Source organism: Stenotrophomonas sp. AN71 (assembly GCF_050435725.1).
Classification (GTDB): domain Bacteria; phylum Pseudomonadota; class Gammaproteobacteria; order Xanthomonadales; family Xanthomonadaceae; genus Stenotrophomonas.
Genome location: NZ_JBNDKU010000006.1, coordinates 17,037 through 33,496, shown reverse-complemented (window position 1 = coordinate 33,496; position 16,460 = coordinate 17,037). Strand labels below are relative to the sequence as shown.

11 protein-coding genes are annotated in these 16,460 nt (G+C 69.3%); 3 read left to right on the top strand and 8 right to left on the bottom strand.

Annotation, left to right across the window (positions count from 1 at the left end):
• Positions 1 to 28: 28 nt before the first annotated feature.
• Both ABH900_RS11180 and ABH900_RS11175 read right to left on the bottom strand, forming a co-directional pair.
• The gene (locus ABH900_RS11180; protein ID WP_005414955.1) at positions 29 to 778 is read right to left on the bottom strand and encodes an MlaE family lipid ABC transporter permease subunit; all 750 of its coding nucleotides are present in this window, start codon (positions 776 to 778) and stop codon (positions 29 to 31) included.
• Entirely contained in the window at positions 778 to 1,566 is a 789-nt protein-coding gene (locus tag ABH900_RS11175; protein WP_429622917.1) for an ABC transporter ATP-binding protein, read from the bottom strand. The genes ABH900_RS11180 and ABH900_RS11175 overlap by 1 nt, the downstream gene beginning before the upstream one ends.
• A 190-nt stretch (positions 1,567 to 1,756) precedes the next feature.
• Here ABH900_RS11175 and recC point away from each other — a divergent pair, with 190 nt between their 5' ends.
• From recC to recD, 3 genes are read left to right on the top strand one after another with little or no spacing between them, the layout of a single operon-like run.
• Complete coding sequence (gene recC / locus ABH900_RS11170; protein WP_429622916.1) at positions 1,757 to 5,104, top strand: exodeoxyribonuclease V subunit gamma; 3,348 nt, start codon at positions 1,757 to 1,759, stop codon at positions 5,102 to 5,104.
• Positions 5,101 to 8,781 carry an exodeoxyribonuclease V subunit beta gene (gene recB / locus ABH900_RS11165; RefSeq protein WP_429622915.1) on the top strand — a complete coding sequence of 1,227 codons (3,681 nt, stop codon included), beginning with the start codon at positions 5,101 to 5,103 and terminating at the stop codon, positions 8,779 to 8,781. The genes recC and recB overlap by 4 nt, the downstream gene beginning before the upstream one ends.
• Positions 8,778 to 10,658, top strand: coding sequence for an exodeoxyribonuclease V subunit alpha (recD, locus tag ABH900_RS11160; RefSeq protein ID WP_429622914.1), 1,881 nt, complete (start codon positions 8,778 to 8,780; stop codon positions 10,656 to 10,658). The genes recB and recD overlap by 4 nt, the downstream gene beginning before the upstream one ends.
• A gap of 107 nt (positions 10,659 to 10,765) precedes the next feature.
• On the opposite strand, the gene ABH900_RS11155 is transcribed toward recD, so the two are convergent.
• From ABH900_RS11155 to ABH900_RS11130, 6 genes are all read right to left on the bottom strand, one after another.
• Positions 10,766 to 11,164: a hypothetical protein gene (locus ABH900_RS11155; protein WP_429622913.1), complete on the bottom strand. Its 399-nt coding sequence runs from the start codon at positions 11,162 to 11,164 to the stop codon at positions 10,766 to 10,768.
• A 94-nt stretch (positions 11,165 to 11,258) separates the two neighbouring features.
• Complete coding sequence (locus tag ABH900_RS11150) at positions 11,259 to 13,298, bottom strand: FUSC family protein (protein WP_429622912.1); 2,040 nt, start codon at positions 13,296 to 13,298, stop codon at positions 11,259 to 11,261.
• A 3-nt stretch (positions 13,299 to 13,301) separates the two neighbouring features.
• Positions 13,302 to 14,771 (bottom strand): efflux transporter outer membrane subunit, encoded by a 1,470-nt coding sequence (locus tag ABH900_RS11145; protein ID WP_429622911.1) that lies wholly within the window; start codon positions 14,769 to 14,771, stop codon positions 13,302 to 13,304.
• The gene (locus ABH900_RS11140) at positions 14,768 to 15,685 is read right to left on the bottom strand and encodes an efflux RND transporter periplasmic adaptor subunit (RefSeq protein ID WP_429622910.1); all 918 of its coding nucleotides are present in this window, start codon (positions 15,683 to 15,685) and stop codon (positions 14,768 to 14,770) included. Before ABH900_RS11140 ends, ABH900_RS11145 begins: the two co-directional genes overlap by 4 nt.
• Positions 15,682 to 15,891: a DUF1656 domain-containing protein gene (locus ABH900_RS11135; RefSeq protein ID WP_010487502.1), complete on the bottom strand. Its 210-nt coding sequence runs from the start codon at positions 15,889 to 15,891 to the stop codon at positions 15,682 to 15,684. Before ABH900_RS11135 ends, ABH900_RS11140 begins: the two co-directional genes overlap by 4 nt.
• 109 nt (positions 15,892 to 16,000) lie before the next feature.
• Positions 16,001 to 16,456 carry a MarR family winged helix-turn-helix transcriptional regulator gene (locus tag ABH900_RS11130; RefSeq protein ID WP_012481667.1) on the bottom strand — a complete coding sequence of 152 codons (456 nt, stop codon included), beginning with the start codon at positions 16,454 to 16,456 and terminating at the stop codon, positions 16,001 to 16,003.
• Positions 16,457 to 16,460 lie beyond the last annotated feature (4 nt).

The window sequence follows — 16,460 nt, the reverse complement described above, 5'->3', positions numbered from 1 at the left end:
GCGCGCCTGCGCACCGCCGGTGGAGGGGTTAGGTGAACAACATTGCCGACAGCACGAAGTTGAACATCAGCACCAGCAGCGAGGCGTTGACCACCGCGCGGGTGGTCGCCACCGAGGTGCCCTCGATGGTCGGCTCGGCGTGGAAACCAACGTAGGCGGCAACCAGCGCGGCGGTGCCGCCGAAGATCGCCGACTTCAGCATCGCCACGCCGAAGTCGTCCCAGAAGTCCACGCTGTTGCGCAGCGCCGACCAGAACACGCCATTGTCCAGGCCCAGCACGTGCACCGCTTCAAAGTAGCTGGCACTGATCGCCAGCGAACAGAAGATGCCGGTCAGCAACGGCACGGTCAGCACCGCCGCCCAGAAGCGCGGCGCCACGGCCTTGGCCACCGGGTCGATCGCCATCAGCTCCAGTGCCTTGATCTGGTCGGTGGCGCGCATCAGGCCCAGTTCGGCGGCGATCGAGCTGCCGGCGCGGCCGATGAACAGCAGCGCGGTCAGCACCGGTGCCAGTTCGCGGTACAGCGACAACCCGAGCAGGGTGGACAGTGCATCGGCGGCGCCGAAGGTGGTCAGCGTGCGGTAGCCCTGCAGGGTCAGCACCAGGCCGACGAAGGCACCGCCGACGGCGATGATCGGCAGCGAGCGTGCGCCGATCTTGTAGATCTCGCGGGTCAGCTCGGCCAGGAAATCACGGGTCGGCAGCGAACCGCGCAGCACGGTCAGCGAGAACAGGCCGGCGCGGCCGAGCGAGCGGGTGGCTTGAACAAACGGCATCAGGCGACCCTCGCGCGCGGCGCGGCATCGAACGGGATGGGGCCATCGGGCTGGCCGTGCAGGAACTGCCGCAGCAGCGGGTCCTGGCTGGACTGCAGCGCCTCGGGCGAACCCTGGAACACGACACCGCCATTGGCGATCGCGATCACCTGGTCGCAGATCGGCAGGGTCTCATGCACGTGGTGGCTGACGATGATGCTGGTCAGGCCCAGGCTGTGGTTGAGGCGCTGGATCAGGCTCATGATCACGCCGGAGGCGATCGGATCCAGCCCGGTCAGCGGCTCGTCGTAGATCATCAGCGGCGGGTCCAGTGCCAGCGCGCGGGCCAGTGCCACGCGGCGCGCCATGCCGCCGGACAGCTCGCGCGGCCAGGCGTCGGCGACGGCCAGCAGGCCCACCGCATGCAGTTTCATCTCCACCAGCCGGCGCAGTACAGCGGTCGGCAGGCGGGTATGCGTGCGCAGCGGCAGCGCGACGTTCTCGGCCACGGTCAGGTCGGTCAGCAGACCATTGCCCTGCAGCAGCACGCCTACGCTTCGGCGCATCTCCAGCAGCGCGCTGTTGTCATGCGGAATCGGCTTGCCGAACAGGGTGACCTGGCCCGCGACCGGGCGCAGTTCGCCGGTCAGCGCCGCCAGCAAGGTCGATTTGCCGCTGCCGGATGGACCGAGCACAGCAGTGATGCTGCCCTGCGGCACCTGCAGCGACACGTCGCGCAGGATCGTGCGCCCGCTCCGGTCGATGCGGACGTTGGATAACTGCACCAGACTGGAGGTGGAAGCCGACATGGGCACCATTAACGTTTTTTAGACATCGAAGCATCGGGCCAGTCGGCTGAACAAAAGCAGACTGGACGGTCCAGTATTGTTGCACGGCACGGACGCAGGCTGGCCGGGACAATCGGCAGGTGCTCCGGAACAATCCGTACCGGTGACGGGGCCAACCATTGAATACTGCCTGCCGTCCTGCACACTGTGCATGATGAGTGACCCGGGCAGCGATTTCCGCCTCTACCATTCCAACTCCCTGGACGTGCTGGCTGCGCTGCTGGCGCGCAACATGCGTGCGCCGGTCCCGGGCCAGCCCCTGCTGGCACCGGAAGTGGTGCTGATCCCCCAGGTGGCGATGCGGCGCTGGCTGCAAGCGACACTGGCTGCCGAGTATGGCGTGGCGGCCAATCTCGAATTCCTGACCCCGGGTGAGTTTGTCGCCCGTGCGCTCAACGCCAATGTGCCGGGCGAACGCGACGACCTGGATGCCGCGGGCCTGCGCTGGAAGCTGTACCAGGCGCTGCGCGACCCGGCCTTGCTGGCGCAGCCGCCGATGCGCGCGCTGCAGTCCTACCTTGCAGGGGACGACGCGTTGAAGCCGTGGGCGCTGGCCGGTGAGCTCGCTTCGGTGTTCGAGAAGTACCAGGCGTGGCGCCGCGACTGGCTGCTGCGCTGGGACGCCGGCGCCGACCCGGCCGACCCGCAGGCGGTCCTCTGGCGCACCATCGCCGGCGGCCATGACTATCGCGCACGTCGCATCCAGACCTATCTGGACCGCTTCGAAGGCGCCGGGCAACCGTTGCCCCAGGGCCTGCCGCTGCGCATGTCGGCGTTCGCAACACTGAACATCTCGCCCGACGTGCTGCGGGTGATGGCCACCCAGGCGCGGGTGGGCGAGCTGCATTTCTATATGCCCACACCCGTGCAGTCGTACTGGGGCGACCTGCAGACCCTGGCCGAGCGCCTGCGCAGCGGGGCACCGGATCCGTTCGGTGAAGCGGCCGGCGAGAACCGCCTGCTGGAAGCCTGGGGCGCGGCGGGCCGCGACTTCATGGCGGTGCTGGGCAGCTACGAGGTGGTGCACCCGGCGGGCGAGATCGCCGCCTATTCCGATCCGGAAGAGGACACCCGCCCGACCCTGGCCGAAGGCGGCCTGTCCGACAGCCTGTTGCACCGCCTGCAGCGCGACCTGTTCCATCGCCGCGCACTGCCCTCCGGCGATCTGCGCGATGGCCTGTGCAGTGACGACCCGAGCCTGCAGGTGCATGCCTGCCACACCCGCCTGCGCGAGCTGCAGGTACTGCATGACCAGCTGCGCAGCCTGCTGCAGGATCCGCGCTTCGACCCACCGTTGCAGGCGCGCGAGATCGCCGTGCTGGCGCCGGACATCGATCCTTACGTGCCGTATCTGGAAGCTGTGTTTGGTGGGCGTGGTGGTGATGACGAGCACATTCCCTACGCGCTGGCCGACAGCAGTCCGCTGGCGGGCGAGCCACTGGCCGATGTGTTCGTGCATCTGCTGGGCCTGCCGGTGTCGCGCTTCGGCCTGAACGAAGTGCTGGATCTGCTGGCCAGCGCGCCGCTGGCCGAAGCGGCCGGGCTGGAAGCGGTGGATTTCGACCGCCTGCACGGCTGGTTGCAGCAGGCCGGCGCACGCTGGGGCCTGGACGCGAAGCATCGCGACCAGCACCAGGCACCGGCCGACGATGCCTATACCTGGCAGTTCGCGCTGGATCGGCTGGTGCTCGGCCATGCCACCGGCAGCGAGGCCGACCTGGCCGGCGTGGCCCCATGGATCGAGCTGGAGGGCGGCGCGCTGGATGCGCTGGACCGCCTGCTGCGCCTGCTGCGCGTGCTGGCCGTCTACCAGCGCCGGCTCGGCGAGCTGCTGACCCCGGCGCAGTGGCGGCAACGCCTGCTGTCGCTGCTGGATGCACTGCTGCCGACCGCGCCCAGTTCGGCCAACAGCCAACGTGCACTGGAGCGCCTGCGCAAGCTGCTCAACCAGTTTGCCGACGATGCCGCCAAGGCCGGCTTCGACGCAGGCGTGCCACCGGAAGTGGTGCGCGCGCATTTCGCCGGTGCACTCGGTGAGGCCGATACGCGCGCGCCGCTGCTGACCGGTGGCATCAGTTTCGGCCGCATGGTGCCGATGCGCCTGCTGCCGTTCCGGGTGATCTGCGTGCTGGGCCTGAACGATGGCGATTTCCCGCGTCGCGACCCGGCCGCCGGCCTCAACCAGCTCACCGCCGAGCTGGACACGCCGCGCCGCCGACCCGGCGACCGCTCCACCCGCGAGGATGATCGCTTCCTGTTCCTGCAGCTGTTCGCCGCCGCCCAGGACGTGTTCTACCTCAGCTACCTCGGCGCAGACCCGCGCGATGGCAGTGTGCGCGAGCCGTCGGTGCTGGTCAGCGAGCTGATCGACGCCGCTGCCGCGTATCACCTCGACCCCGTCGTCGCCACCCGCGATTTCGTCGTGCGCCATGCTCTGCAGCCGTTCTCGCCGGCGGCGTTCGGCGATGGTGACCCGCGTCGCTTCAGCTATCGGCGGCAGTGGCATCCGGCAGCGGGGCGCCTGACCGGCCAGCGTGGTGGCCTGCAGCCCTGGTTCGATGCGCCGTTGCCGCCTCCGCTCGATGATGCGGTGGAGGACGAGGTCGGGCTCGATACGCTGCGCCGCTTCCTGTGTGACCCGGCCGGGCAGTTCCTGGCGCAGTCGCTGGGCCTGCGCCTGGCCGACGATGTCGAGGACGCCGATGACCTGGAGCCGCTGGTGTTGTCTTCGCGTGGCCCGGAAAAGCGCAGCGTGCAGGCGGCGGTGGTGCGCGCCACGCTCAGCGGCGATACCGAGCCGTTGTACCCACGGCTGCGCGCACGCGGCCTGCTGCCGTCCGGCGCATTGGGCGAGCGCCAGTTTGAAGTCGAACAGGTGAAGACCCGCCCGTATGCCAGCGCGCTGCTGGGCTGGATGCGGGGCGAACCGCTGGAAAGCCGTCGCTACGAAGTGGAGATCGACGGGGTGCGCGTGCATGGCCGGGTGGCCGAGCGTCACCCTGAAGGCCTGGTGCGCCTGCGCGCCGGTACGCTCAACGGCAATGCGGTGATCCGCCAGGGCCTGGACTGGCTGCTGGCCAATGCCGCTGGCGACGCACTGCCACTGGTGCAGTTCCACGATGGCGGTGACGCTGGTCCCGGACCGCATGTGCTGCCGGCGCTGAGCGTCACGGCAGCGCGCGCGGCGCTGCGCGCGCTGCTGCAGCTGCGCCAGCGTGGCCTGCGTGAACCGCTGCGCTTTGCCCCTTACACCGGCTGGGTGCTCTACAACGCACCGGCAGAAAAGCAACGCAATGAAGGATGGAAGCAGTGGCACGGCAGCGACCGCAGCTGGGGTGAATCCAGCAGCGATGCCTGGCAGCTGCTGCTGCGTGGCGCCGACCCGTTCGCCAACGACGCCAGCTATGCCGATCTGCTGCGCAACAGCCAGGTGGTCTTCAGCGCGGTGCGCGAAGGCCGCACGCTGGGTGCCGACGCAGATCCGGAGCGGGGCGCATGAACACTCCCTTGGCAGACAACGTCGTCGACCATCCCGGCGGCGATCCGTATCTGGCCTTGCCGCTGAACGGCATCCGCCTGATCGAGGCCAGCGCCGGCACCGGCAAGACCTTCACTCTGGCCACGCTGTTCACCCGCCTGGTGGTGGAGCAGGGCCTGCGCATCGGCCAGATCCTGGCGGTGACCTTCACCGACGCGGCCACCCAGGAACTGCGCAAGCGCATCCGCGAGCGCCTGGCGCTGGCGGCGCGTCTGGTCGATCTGGAACCGGCCGAGGGCGAAGCACCTGACGTGCGGCTGACCCGCGAAGTCCTGCAGCGCCATCTGCAGGATGGCACCGAGAGTGCCGCCGCACTGAAGCGCCGCCTGCAGGTGGCCGCCGACGAGATCGACCTGGCCTCCATCTTCACCATCCACGGTTTCTGCACCCGTGTGCTGCGCGAGCATGCGCTGGAGAGCGGCCACACCTTCGATCCGCCGGAGCTGCTGGCCAGTGACCGTGAGCTGCTGGAGGAACTGGCGGCAGACGTGTGGCGCGTGCATGCCAATGATCCGGCTACGCTGGAGCCGCTGACCTGGCTGTGGTCCACCCCGGATGCGCTGGCCGCCGATCTGCGCGCTCTGCTGGCTGCGCCGCCGCTGCACCCGTTGCAGGCGCCGGTGGCGCTGGCCGACCCACACGCAGCCCTGCAGGGCGCGGCGGAAGACCTGTCCGCGAGCGTGCGCGAGCATGGCGAGCAGTTCTTCATGGACCTCTGCGATGCGGTCGACAACAAGTGGATCAACGGCGTGTCCTACAAGCTGGGCTGGCTGCACCCGCTTGGCCGCCAGCTGCTGGCCTGGGCCGGGCGCGCCGATCCGCGCGAACTGCTGGCCAGCGAGCGTCTGCCGGCGCTGCTGCCGGATGTGCTGGCCGACAAGACCAACAAGAAATTCCTCGACCGCACGCCGTCGTCGCCGCTGCAGGCACCGCTGGCGCGTTACGTGGCGTTGCTGGCCGAACGCGATGCCTGGCTGCGCGCCACCGCGTTGAATTTCCTGCACCGGCTACGCGAGGAAGCCACGCAGCGCCTGCAGTCGCTGAAGCGCACGCGCCGCGTGCAGACCTACGACGACCTGATCGACGGCGTGGCGCTGGCCCTGGAAGGTACGCAGCGGCTGGCGCTGGTGAAGCAGCTGCGCGCGCAGTACCGCATCGCGCTGGTCGATGAGTTCCAGGATACCGACGACCGCCAGTGGGGCATCTTCCACACCGTGTTTGGCGATTCGCTGGAGGTGCGTGAGCTGGGCCTGGCACCGGCACTGTTCCTGATCGGCGACCCCAAGCAGGCGATCTACGGCTTCCGCGGCGGTGATATCCACACCTACCTGAAGGCCAAGCAGGTGGCGCAGCAGGCGCCGGTGCTGGACCAGAACTTCCGCTCGCGCCCGGCTGTGCTGCGCGCGCTGCAGGCGCTGTACGACAACGGCGGCGAGGACGCCTTCCTCGAACGCGATATCCAGTTCGAGCCGGTGCGTCCGGGTGGCGTGCGCGTTGACGAAGATTACCTGCGCGATGGCCACGCCGCCGTCGCGCTGACCCTGCGCGTGCTACGCAGCGGGGGGGACAAGCCACTGGGCGCGGACGCGTCGCGCGAAGCGGCGACCCAGGCCTGCGTGGCGGCCATCCACCGGATCCTGGTTGACGCGCGGGCCGGCAAGGCCGTGTTGCGCGGTCGCCCCGTGCAACCCGGCGACGTCGCGGTGCTGGTGCGTTCGCACCGTGAGGCCACCCTGGTGCAACGTGCGCTGGCGGCGGTCGGCATTCCGGCGGTGGCGGCGGGCAAGCAGAGCCTGTTCGCCACCCCTGAAGCGCGCGACCTGCGCGCCCTGTTGCTGGCGCTGCTGCAACCGGCCGAGGAGGGCCGTCTGCGCGCGGCGCTGGCCACCGTGCTGCTGGGTCAGCGGGCCAGTGCGATCGCATCGATGGAGCGCGAGGGTGACCTGCAGCGCGATTTCCAGACGAAGCTGCTGCACTGGCGCGAGCGCTGGCAGAGGGGTGGGCCGTTCGCGGTGATCGCCGATGTCTGCGCCGCCCAGGGCGAACGCCTGCTGGCGCTGATCGATGGCGAGCGCCGCCTGACCAACTATCTGCAGCTGGGTGAACTGCTGCAGGAGGCCTCGGCGCAGGCGCTGGGCATGCATGGCCTGCTGGATTGGCTGCAGGGCCAGATGGCCAGTGCCGACCAGGACGACGAGCAGCAGTTGCTGCGCCTGGAGTCGGATGCACGCCGCGTGCAGATCATCACCCTGCACAAGAGCAAGGGCCTGGAGTATCCGCTGGTGTTCCTGCCCTTCGTCGGCATTGACGGCGGCGCACCGAACACCGCCTCGCACTGCACCGTGCACGTCGGTGGCCAGCGCCAGCTGCACTGGAAGCTGGGCAAGGACGAGGCCTGGGAAGCGGCCAGCACCCAGCGCGAGCGTGAGCAGCGGGCCGAGGACGCGCGCCTGCTGTATGTCGGCCTGACCCGCGCCGAGCACGCGCTGTGGATTGCCGTGGGCGATCTGGCCGGACTGGGCAGGACGCGGTTGGCCCCACTGCTGGGCGACCTGCAGGTGCTGCGTGCGCACGCCGATGTGCACATCGATGACAGTGAAGCACCGGCCGCGCTGCCGCAGCTGGCGGCCGAAGTGGAAGGTGACCTGCCGGCAGTGCGTGCGCTGACCCGGCGCGTTCCGCACGACTGGTGGGTCTACAGCTTCACCCAGCTGGCGCACGCCGATGCCGGCACCGGTGGCGATATTGAAGCGGCGGCCACCGAGCTGCCGGCCCCCGCCGCCGACGAACCGGCCGGCCCGGAGCTGCCGCTGGAGCCGGCGCTGCCGGAACCGGCCATGGCCGTCGAGGACAGCACGCCGGCCGACCCGCGCTTCATGGGCAGCCGCTTCGGCAACGTACTGCACGCGGCGATGGAGAATGTCGACTTCGCCGCATGGGCGGGCTGGCAACCGGGCCTGGACGCGCCCGAGGGCCAGATCGAGGTGCTGCGCAAGGCGCTGCACGATGAAGGCTATGCCGACGTCGACCTGGACGATGGTGTGGCCGTGCTGGTGCCGCTGGTCGGCCACACGCTGACCGTGTCGCTGCCCGAAGGCGGTGCGCTGCACAGCCTCGGTGAAGGCGAGCGTCGCGCGGAAATCGACTTCCATTTCGCCATCGAAGCGACCACGGTGCCGGCGCTGCTGCAGGTGCTGCACGCGCACGATGTTTCCAGCGCGCGCCGCGGCTTCGGCCAGCGCCGCCGGCTGGAAGGGCTGATGACCGGCATGATCGACCTGACCTACGTGCGCGATGGCCGTTGGTACGTGCTCGACTACAAGTCCAACCGCCTGCCGGGTTACAGCCCGGATCTGCTCGCCATCGCCATGCGCCACAGCGAATATGACCTGCAGGCGCTGATCTACACCGTGGCCCTGCATCGCTGGCTGCGCTTCCGCCTGGGTGAGGCCTACGATTACGAGCGTGACATGGGCGGCATCCGCTACCTGTTCTGCCGGGGCCTGGATGGCACCGGCAATGGCGTGCATGTGGATCGCTTCCCACTGGCCCTGGTGGATGCGCTCGATGCGCTGTTCGCCGGTGGCGAACGGGCCCAGGCAGAACTTGCCGCGCGCGCCCGTGGAGACCACGCATGAGCCTGCTGCAAACGCTGTACCGCAACGGTCAGCTGCGCACCCTCGATCATGCGTTGGCAACCAGCCTGCAGCGGCTGCGCGCGGACACTCCGGACAGCGTGGCGCTGGCGGCGGCCCTGGCCTCGCTGGCGGTGGCGCAGGGCCATGCCGGCTTCGATCCGGCGCAGCCGCAACGTCTGCTGGAAGGCGTACCGGAATGGCCGGATGTGCAGACCTGGTTGGCACAGTTGCGCGTGTCACCGTGGGTGGCGATACCGGACCAGGCCGACGTCGCTGCCGCAGATGCGCCGCTGGTACTGGAAAACGGCCTGCTCTACCTGCGCCGCTATCGCGAGTACGAGCGCCAGTTGGCGGCCGGGCTGCAGCGCATCGGCCGACACCCGCTGGCGGCGCCGGACATGGCGGCGCTGGCGCCGTTGTTCGCGCAGCTGTTCCCGCAGGCATTGGGTACCGAAGATCACCAGGCACGCGCGGCCGGCGTGACCCTGCGCCATCCATTGGCACTGATTACCGGCGGCCCCGGCACGGGCAAGACCACCACCATCGCCCGCCTGTTGCTGCTGCTGGCCGCGCAGGCCCGTCACGCCGGCCAGCCGCTGCCCACCGTGGCGCTGGCCGCACCCACCGGACGTGCCGCCGAGCGCATGGCCGAAAGCCTGCGGCTGGCCGTGCAGCGCCTGCAGGAACAGGGCCTGGATCCCGCGTTGTGCGCGGCGTTGCCCAGCACCGGCACCACCCTGCATCGCCTGCTCGGCGTGATTCCTGATTCACCGCGTTTCCGCCATCACGCCGACAACCCGCTGCCGGTGGAGGTGGTGGTGGTCGATGAAGCGTCGATGATCGATCTGCCGATGATGGCCAAGCTGGTGGATGCGATCGCCAGCGGCACTCGCCTGATCCTGCTCGGTGACCCTGATCAGCTGCCGTCGGTTGAAGCGGGCGACGTGCTCAGCGCCATCCTGCGTGCCAGCGGCGATGGCATCGGCACCCGCGCCGATGATGCGCAGGCGCTGCACAGCCTGTTGGCCCCGGCCACGCTGCAGCCGCAAGCCGTGCCGCGCGCGTTCGCCGGCCGTCGCGTGCAGCTGCAGCGTGGCTACCGACAGAGTGATGCGCTGGAGCTGGCCCCGTTGGCGCAGGCCGTGCGCGCAGGCGACACGTCCTTGGCGCTGCAGCTGCTGCGCGGTGGCGAGCTGGCTGGCACGCACTTCCACGAAGGTGATGCCGACCCGCTGCGCGGCCAGCGCGAGCACCTGCTTGGGCACTGGCGCGCATTGGCCGACGTTGCCGACCCGGTACTGGCGTTGCAACAGGCCGGGCGCCTGCGTGTACTGACCGCGCTTCGCGAAGGTCCGCAGGGCGCACGCGGCCTCAACAGCCGCATCGAACAGCTGCTGGCCGGCAATACCCCGGGCTACTTCCAGGGCCGGCTGCTGCTGGTGACCGAGAACAGCTACCGTCACCGCCTGTTCAACGGCGATATCGGCATCTGCCTGCGCGACAGCAGCGGCGCGATGGTGGCCTGGTTCCCGGGCGAAACCGTCGAACAGCCGCGCGCCTTCCATCCGGCCGCGTTGCCTGCGCACGAAAGCGCGTTCGCGATGACCGTGCACAAGGCGCAGGGATCGGAGTTCGACGAAGTGTGGTTGCAGCTGCCGCGCCAGGACAGCCGCGTGCTGTCGCGCGAACTGGTCTACACCGGCCTGACCCGCGCCCGCCAGGTCCTGCATGTGGCCGGTAGCGCAGAGGTGCTGCAGGCGGCGTTGAAGCGCCACGCCAGCCGCCTCGGTGGTCTGGCATGGCGGCTGGGTGCGGAAGACGTGGCCGAAGCACCGCCGCGCGTCGAACAACCCACGGTGCAGGGCCAGCTGTTCTGAACCGGGGTCGGATCCCGTTCCCAATGGGAACGGGCTCTGACCCCATCGTCCCGATGCACCCGCGCTCCGGGTCAGGGCCCTCCCTTCGGGAGGGATCCGACCCTACGTCATTCGGCGATCAGCACGAGCCCATCGGGGAACACGATCGCCGCTTCATCCGCACTGACATCGAAGAAGCCCACGCCGTGCTTCTCGGCCAGGTCCTGCACGCGGCCATGCGCGCGCTCGGCCACCGAGTACGCGAACGCACCGTAGATCACCTGGCGGCCGATGCTGTACCCGGTCACTTCGGCACGGTCGTCATCGTCGTTGCTCAGCGGGCCGTTCATCGGCGGGAATTCCTGTGCCATCTCCGCGAACCACGCCTGCAGCGCTGGGCTGCTGACTGCCGGATCGTCGTACTCGTGGCGCTCGTTCCACTGCGTCTGCTTCTCGAACCAGGCGATGAAGGCTGCCGCCTCACGTGGAGCGGCGCTGGCCTCGAACACCATCATGTCGTAACTCATTGGAGCTTCCTGTTGCAGCGCCGGGGTCGGATCCCTCTCCTCAGGAGAGGGCTCTGACCCCTCCGCGGAGTCTATGGACACGCAGGGTAGCGCGCTACGGCTGCGTCGCCGTGTCCATTGCCAACCCCGGTGCCAACGCCTTGGCCTCCGGGAACAGCGCGAAGCGCAGCCCGATCAGGCCCATCAGTGCCTCGTCGCGCGCCTTGCAGGCACCCACGCTGCCGACCCGGCCCAGCGAGGTATCCAGCCGCTCGCGCAGCGCCTCGGCCGCGGCGATCGGCTTGCGTGCGGCGATCTGCTGCCTGTAGTGCGCGGCGACCTCTTCCAGGATGTGTTCGACCGCCTCGCGGCTGCGCTCGGGCAGCTCCAACCGGGCGCGGCGCAGCTGCAGGATGTTCAGGCCGATGCGTGCCTCGTTGAGCATGTCCACCGAGGCGATGTCGCTACCCTCCGGCGTTGCCGCCAGGCGCGGCGCGAGCAGGCCCAGCAGGTCGAGCATGCGTGCGGCGAAGCGCTGGCGGTCCTGCTGGCCACGGCCTTCGGCGGCTTCGGCCAGCGTGGTCCAGCCCTGCCGCACCAGCCGGCGTGCGGTCCACTCGGCACCCACCGAACGGAACAGCCGCGTCATCACCACGGCAAAACCAATGCCGATGAACATCGCGATGGACGAGTTGAGGAAGGTCTGGATGTTGGCGCTGTAGGTATTCTGCAGGCTCAGCAATGCGGCCAGGTTCACGGTCAGTGGTAGCGCGAACAGGGCGCTCTTGGGGTGGTGAAGCATCAACCCCAACGGCAGGAACACCACCGCCAGCACCAGCGCCAGCAGACCGAAGTCGTGCACGGCCGGGAACACGCCGAACAGGTAGACACCAGCCACCACCGAGGCGACCATCGCCCACACCAGGAACGAGACCATGCTCGGTGCCGGGTCGTCCTGCGCGGCGAAGAAGGCGGCGGTCACCGCGGCCATCATCGCGCCGTTGCCACCGCCTTCCCAACCGAGCGCGATCCACAGCACGCAGTAGCTCATCAGTGCCACGCCGGCGCTGAGCGCGGAAAACAGCGCCATGCCGTAGTCGACGTGCTTGTCGGCGGCCACCCGTTCGGTGCGGATGCGGTAGTGCGCGCGGTCCAGCGGCGCCGTGCCGTGGTCGATCGCGTGCTGCAGGGTGCGGCAGTCCTGCCACAGGTCCACCAGCTCCTCCAGGCGCAGCAGCAGGCTGGCCAGCTGCAGGTGCTGCAGGTCGCGGTCCACCTGCGGCTTCAGTGCGCTGATGCGCGCGCGCAGGCGGGCGTACTCGCTGGCGTTGGTCGGCCCGTCCAGCCAGTCGTGGATGTCGTCGATCAATACTGGCAGGCCTTCTGGCAACGCCTGGCCATCGCTGCGCAGCGCGCTCAGGCGATCGGCGATCGAGGACAGCACCGGCAACAGCAGCAGCATGCGCTCGCGCAACCGTTCCATCGACACCGCCGCGCCGGCATGGCGCGGGTCGTCGCGGCGCAGGAATTCGATCAGCGCCTCGAACTGCACCAGGTCGGCGGCCAGCCGGTTGCGCGGCGCATGGGCGCGGCCGCGCTCGAGGATCTGCCGGCACCATTGCGCGGCGTCCTCCATCCAGTTGCCGATGCGCGCGCGCAGCATCGGGCGTACCGAGGCCGGGAACATCAGTGAGGCGAACAGCACCGCCACCACCGTGCCGAGGATGATTTCCTCGCTGCGCGCCACCACCGTGTCGAAGATGGTTTCCGGCGAGGTCACTGCGGGGAAGCCGATGAAAGCGGTGGTATAGCCGGCCAGCAGGAAGGCGTAGCCGCGCGGGCCCCGGTTGAGCAGCGCCATGAACAGGCAGCCGGCCAACCAGATCGACATCGCTGCGCTCAACACCAGCGGGGTTTCCACCAGCGCCGGCAGCACCAGCAGAGTGGCCAGCCCGGCCACCAGGGTGCCGACGATGCGATACACGCCCTTGGCACGGGTCGGGCCCAGCAGTGGCTGGCTGACGATGTACACCGTGCCCATCGCCCAGTACGGGCGCGACAGGTTGCCGGCCATGGCGATGTACAGCGCGGCCACCGCGGCCAGGTAGGTCTTGATCGAGAACAGCCAGGCCTGGCGGTCGGTCAGCGCGTTCATCGCTTACTTCGCCGATGCCTGTGCGGTGGCCGGAGCAGCCGGGGCGACCGTTGTCTGCCAGCCGCCACCCAGCACCAGGAACAGGTGGATCTGGTCGCGCGAGACCTGCGCCTCGGCGGCGGCCAGGGTGGCATCACTGGTGGCCAGGCTGCGGTCGGCATCCAGGCTGGACAGATAGGGCGTGCGACCGCCCTGGTACAGCCGGCGGTTCTGCGCGGCGGCCAATGCTGCCTGTTCCTGTGCGATGCGCAGCGACTGCAGACGGCGCAGGTCCTGCGCATAACGATCCAGCGCGGTCTGGGTTTCGCGCAGCGCCTGCAGCACCGTGTGGTCGAACTCGGCCAGCGCCGCATCGGCACCGGCTTCGGCGGCGTGGATGCGCGCGTGGGTGCCCGACGACGGCAGCGTCCACGAGATCAGCGGGCCGATCGACCACTGCTGGGTCATCGGCGTGCCGAAGTCCTCCAGCAGGCCCGCGGCGCCCACCGAGGCACCCAGGCGGATGTCCGGATACAGCTCGGCGGTGGCCACGCCAATCCGCGCGGTGGCCGAGGCCAGCTTGCGTTCGGCCTGGCGCACGTCCGGGCGGCGCTGCAGCAGCGCACGGCCATCACCGACCGGCAATGGCTGCGCCAGGGTCGGCGCATCGGCGCAGTCGATCACGCCGGCCGGCAGCTGGCCGGGGGTCTGCCCGAGCAGGGCGGCCAGCGAATAGGCGGCCGCCGAACGCTGCGCGCGCAGCGGTGGCAGCGCGGCGTCCAGCAGAGCGACCTGCGCATTGGCGCGGGCCAGTTCCGGCGGCGTACCGCGACCGGCCGCGATCAGGCGTTCGGTGACCGTGCGGCTGCGCTGTTGCAGTTGCAGCGAATGCTCGGCCACGTGCAGTTCGTGGTTGGCATGGCAGATTTCCAGATAGCTGTCGGCGACCTTCGCGACCACACTGACCTGGGCAAGGTCGCGAGCGGCGGCCACCGACTGTTCGTCGGCACGCGCCGCCTCGGCGCCACGCTTGAGCTTGCCGAACAGGTCGAACTGGTAGCTGACCGCGAACTTGCCGTCGGCCAGGTTGATCACCGGCAGCTCGTGCTCCTGCAGGAACGACTCGGCCGATAGCTGTGCGCGGCTGACGCCGGCCTCGGCCTCGTACTCGAAGCCACCGGCGTCCATTGCTTGTTCGTACACCGCCGCCGCACGGCGCAGGTGCGCATCGGCGGCCTTCAGTTCCACGTTGTCACGCAGCGCCTGGGTGATCAGGCCGTCCAGCACCGGGTCGTTGTACAGCGACCACCAGCGGTCGGGCAGCGCCTGGTTGGCGGCCACCTGCGGGTTCTGCGTATCGATGAAGGCCGCATTGGCCTCCGGGCGCTTGAACGCCGAGCCTTCCGGCAATGCATAGTCCGGGCCGACGGTCCTGCACGCGGCCAGGCTGGCCAGCGCGACGATCAGGCCGAGACGGGGCAGGGCGGCGTTCACAGGCCCGCCTGTGTCGGCGCGGTGCCGGCCTTGTCGTTGTGCGGATGGCGTCCGGTGTCCACGGTTACCGTGGCGGTGCGCCCGGCAATCAGTTCCACGCCCTTGGGCACTTCGTCGATCGCGATGCGCACCGGGATGCGCTGCGCCAGCCGCACCCAGTCGAAGGCCGGGGTCACGTTCGGCAGCAGGGTGCTGCCGTTGCTGCGGTAGCGGTCCTCGATGCCGACGGCAATGCTTTCCACATGCCCACGCAGCGGAGCCGATTCGCCCATCAGGCGGATGTCCACGCGCTGTCCCGGCGCCACACCGCGCAGGCGGGTTTCCTCGAAGTAGCCATCGATGCGGAATGAACCGGTATCCAGCAGTGCCAGCACCGGCTTGCCGGCCACCACGTAGTCGCCCACGCGCATGGTGCGGTCGCTGACCCGGCCATTGGCCGGCGCGTGCACTTCGGTGCGGGCCAGGTTGAGCTCGGCGAGGTCGACCGCGGCCTGCGCGGTGGCCAGCGCGGCCTGTGCGGCCTGCAGTTTGGCGCGGCGCACTTCTGCATCCTCGGCGGCGACCAGATCCTGCAGGCTGCGGTCGCGGCCGATCTCGCGGCGCAGCTGCGCGACCGAAGCCTGACGTTCGGCCAGGCTGGCGCGGCTCTGCTCCAGCGCGATGCGGTAACGCGCGCGGTCGATCACGAACAGCACATCGCCCTTCTTCACCGCCTGGTTGTCGGCCACGTTCACCGTTTCCACCAGCCCGGACACATCCGGCGCGACCTGCACCACGTCGGCGCCGACGTGGGCATCGCGGGTCCACGGCTCATCCATGTAATAGACCCACAGCTGGCGCAGCACCAGCAGGGCGACGATCACGGCTGCGCTGGTGAGCAGCACCGGCAGGGTCTTCTTCACGATCTTGTTCACGATTGCATCCAACGCAGGAGGTGGAACAGCAGGCCAAGCACGATCCCGTACAACGCCAGGTTGAACAGCGCCGGGTGCCATACATGGCGATAGGCGCCGGCACGCTGCAGCAGCGCGTGCAGACCGCTGTTGACCAGGTAGGCCAGCAGCATCAACCCGAGCAGGGTCGGGACGAACACTCCGTGGAGACTGAATTCACCGGGCATCGGTAGGGGCGGGGACGAGGTTGGGGGAGGGGAGGGACAACGAAACAACGGCAACGGGTAAAAGCCGCTGGCGTATGCACGGCAGCGGCGGTGTGCGGGGGCAGCGGTCTTACGTGATGCGGTCGGCGGCCTCGGCCAGCAGGCGCCACGCCTTCAGCACCGCGTGCAGTTCATCCATGGAAAGCTCGCCGAACACGTCCTGGCGCAGGCCGATCAGCTGGTCCTCCAGCTCGCTCACCAGCGCATGACCCGCGTCGGTCAGCCACAGCAGGTTGGCGCGGCGGTCGCTGGCGTCGCTTTCGCGGCGGACCAGGTCGCTGGCGCACAGCTTGTCCAGCAGGCGCACCAGGGAAGGCCCCTCCATGCCCAGCTGCTGGGCCAGTGCTACCTGGCGGATGCCACCGCCGGAGCGGCCGATCATCAGCAGGGGCATGGTGCAGGCAGTGGAGATGCCGTAGCTGCCCAACCGGCTGTCGGCCAGGCGCTGCCACTGCCGCCCTGCGTAAAGCAGGCCGGAGCTGAGCTGCATCTGCAGCACGGTGCGCTCGTCGAGGGGTCGGTCCATAAGT

Coding starts and splice junctions, on each gene's coding strand:
- ABH900_RS11180 (WP_005414955.1), bottom strand. CDS start 778: ATGCCGTTTGTTCAAGCCACCCGCTCGCTCGGCCGCGCCGGCCTGTTC.
- ABH900_RS11175 (WP_429622917.1), bottom strand. CDS start 1,566: ATGTCGGCTTCCACCTCCAGTCTGGTGCAGTTATCCAACGTCCGCATC.
- recC (WP_429622916.1), top strand. CDS start 1,757: ATGATGAGTGACCCGGGCAGCGATTTCCGCCTCTACCATTCCAACTCC.
- recB (WP_429622915.1), top strand. CDS start 5,101: ATGAACACTCCCTTGGCAGACAACGTCGTCGACCATCCCGGCGGCGAT.
- recD (WP_429622914.1), top strand. CDS start 8,778: ATGAGCCTGCTGCAAACGCTGTACCGCAACGGTCAGCTGCGCACCCTC.
- ABH900_RS11155 (WP_429622913.1), bottom strand. CDS start 11,164: ATGAGTTACGACATGATGGTGTTCGAGGCCAGCGCCGCTCCACGTGAG.
- ABH900_RS11150 (WP_429622912.1), bottom strand. CDS start 13,298: ATGAACGCGCTGACCGACCGCCAGGCCTGGCTGTTCTCGATCAAGACC.
- ABH900_RS11135 (WP_010487502.1), bottom strand. CDS start 15,891: ATGCCCGGTGAATTCAGTCTCCACGGAGTGTTCGTCCCGACCCTGCTC.
- ABH900_RS11130 (WP_012481667.1), bottom strand. CDS start 16,456: ATGGACCGACCCCTCGACGAGCGCACCGTGCTGCAGATGCAGCTCAGC.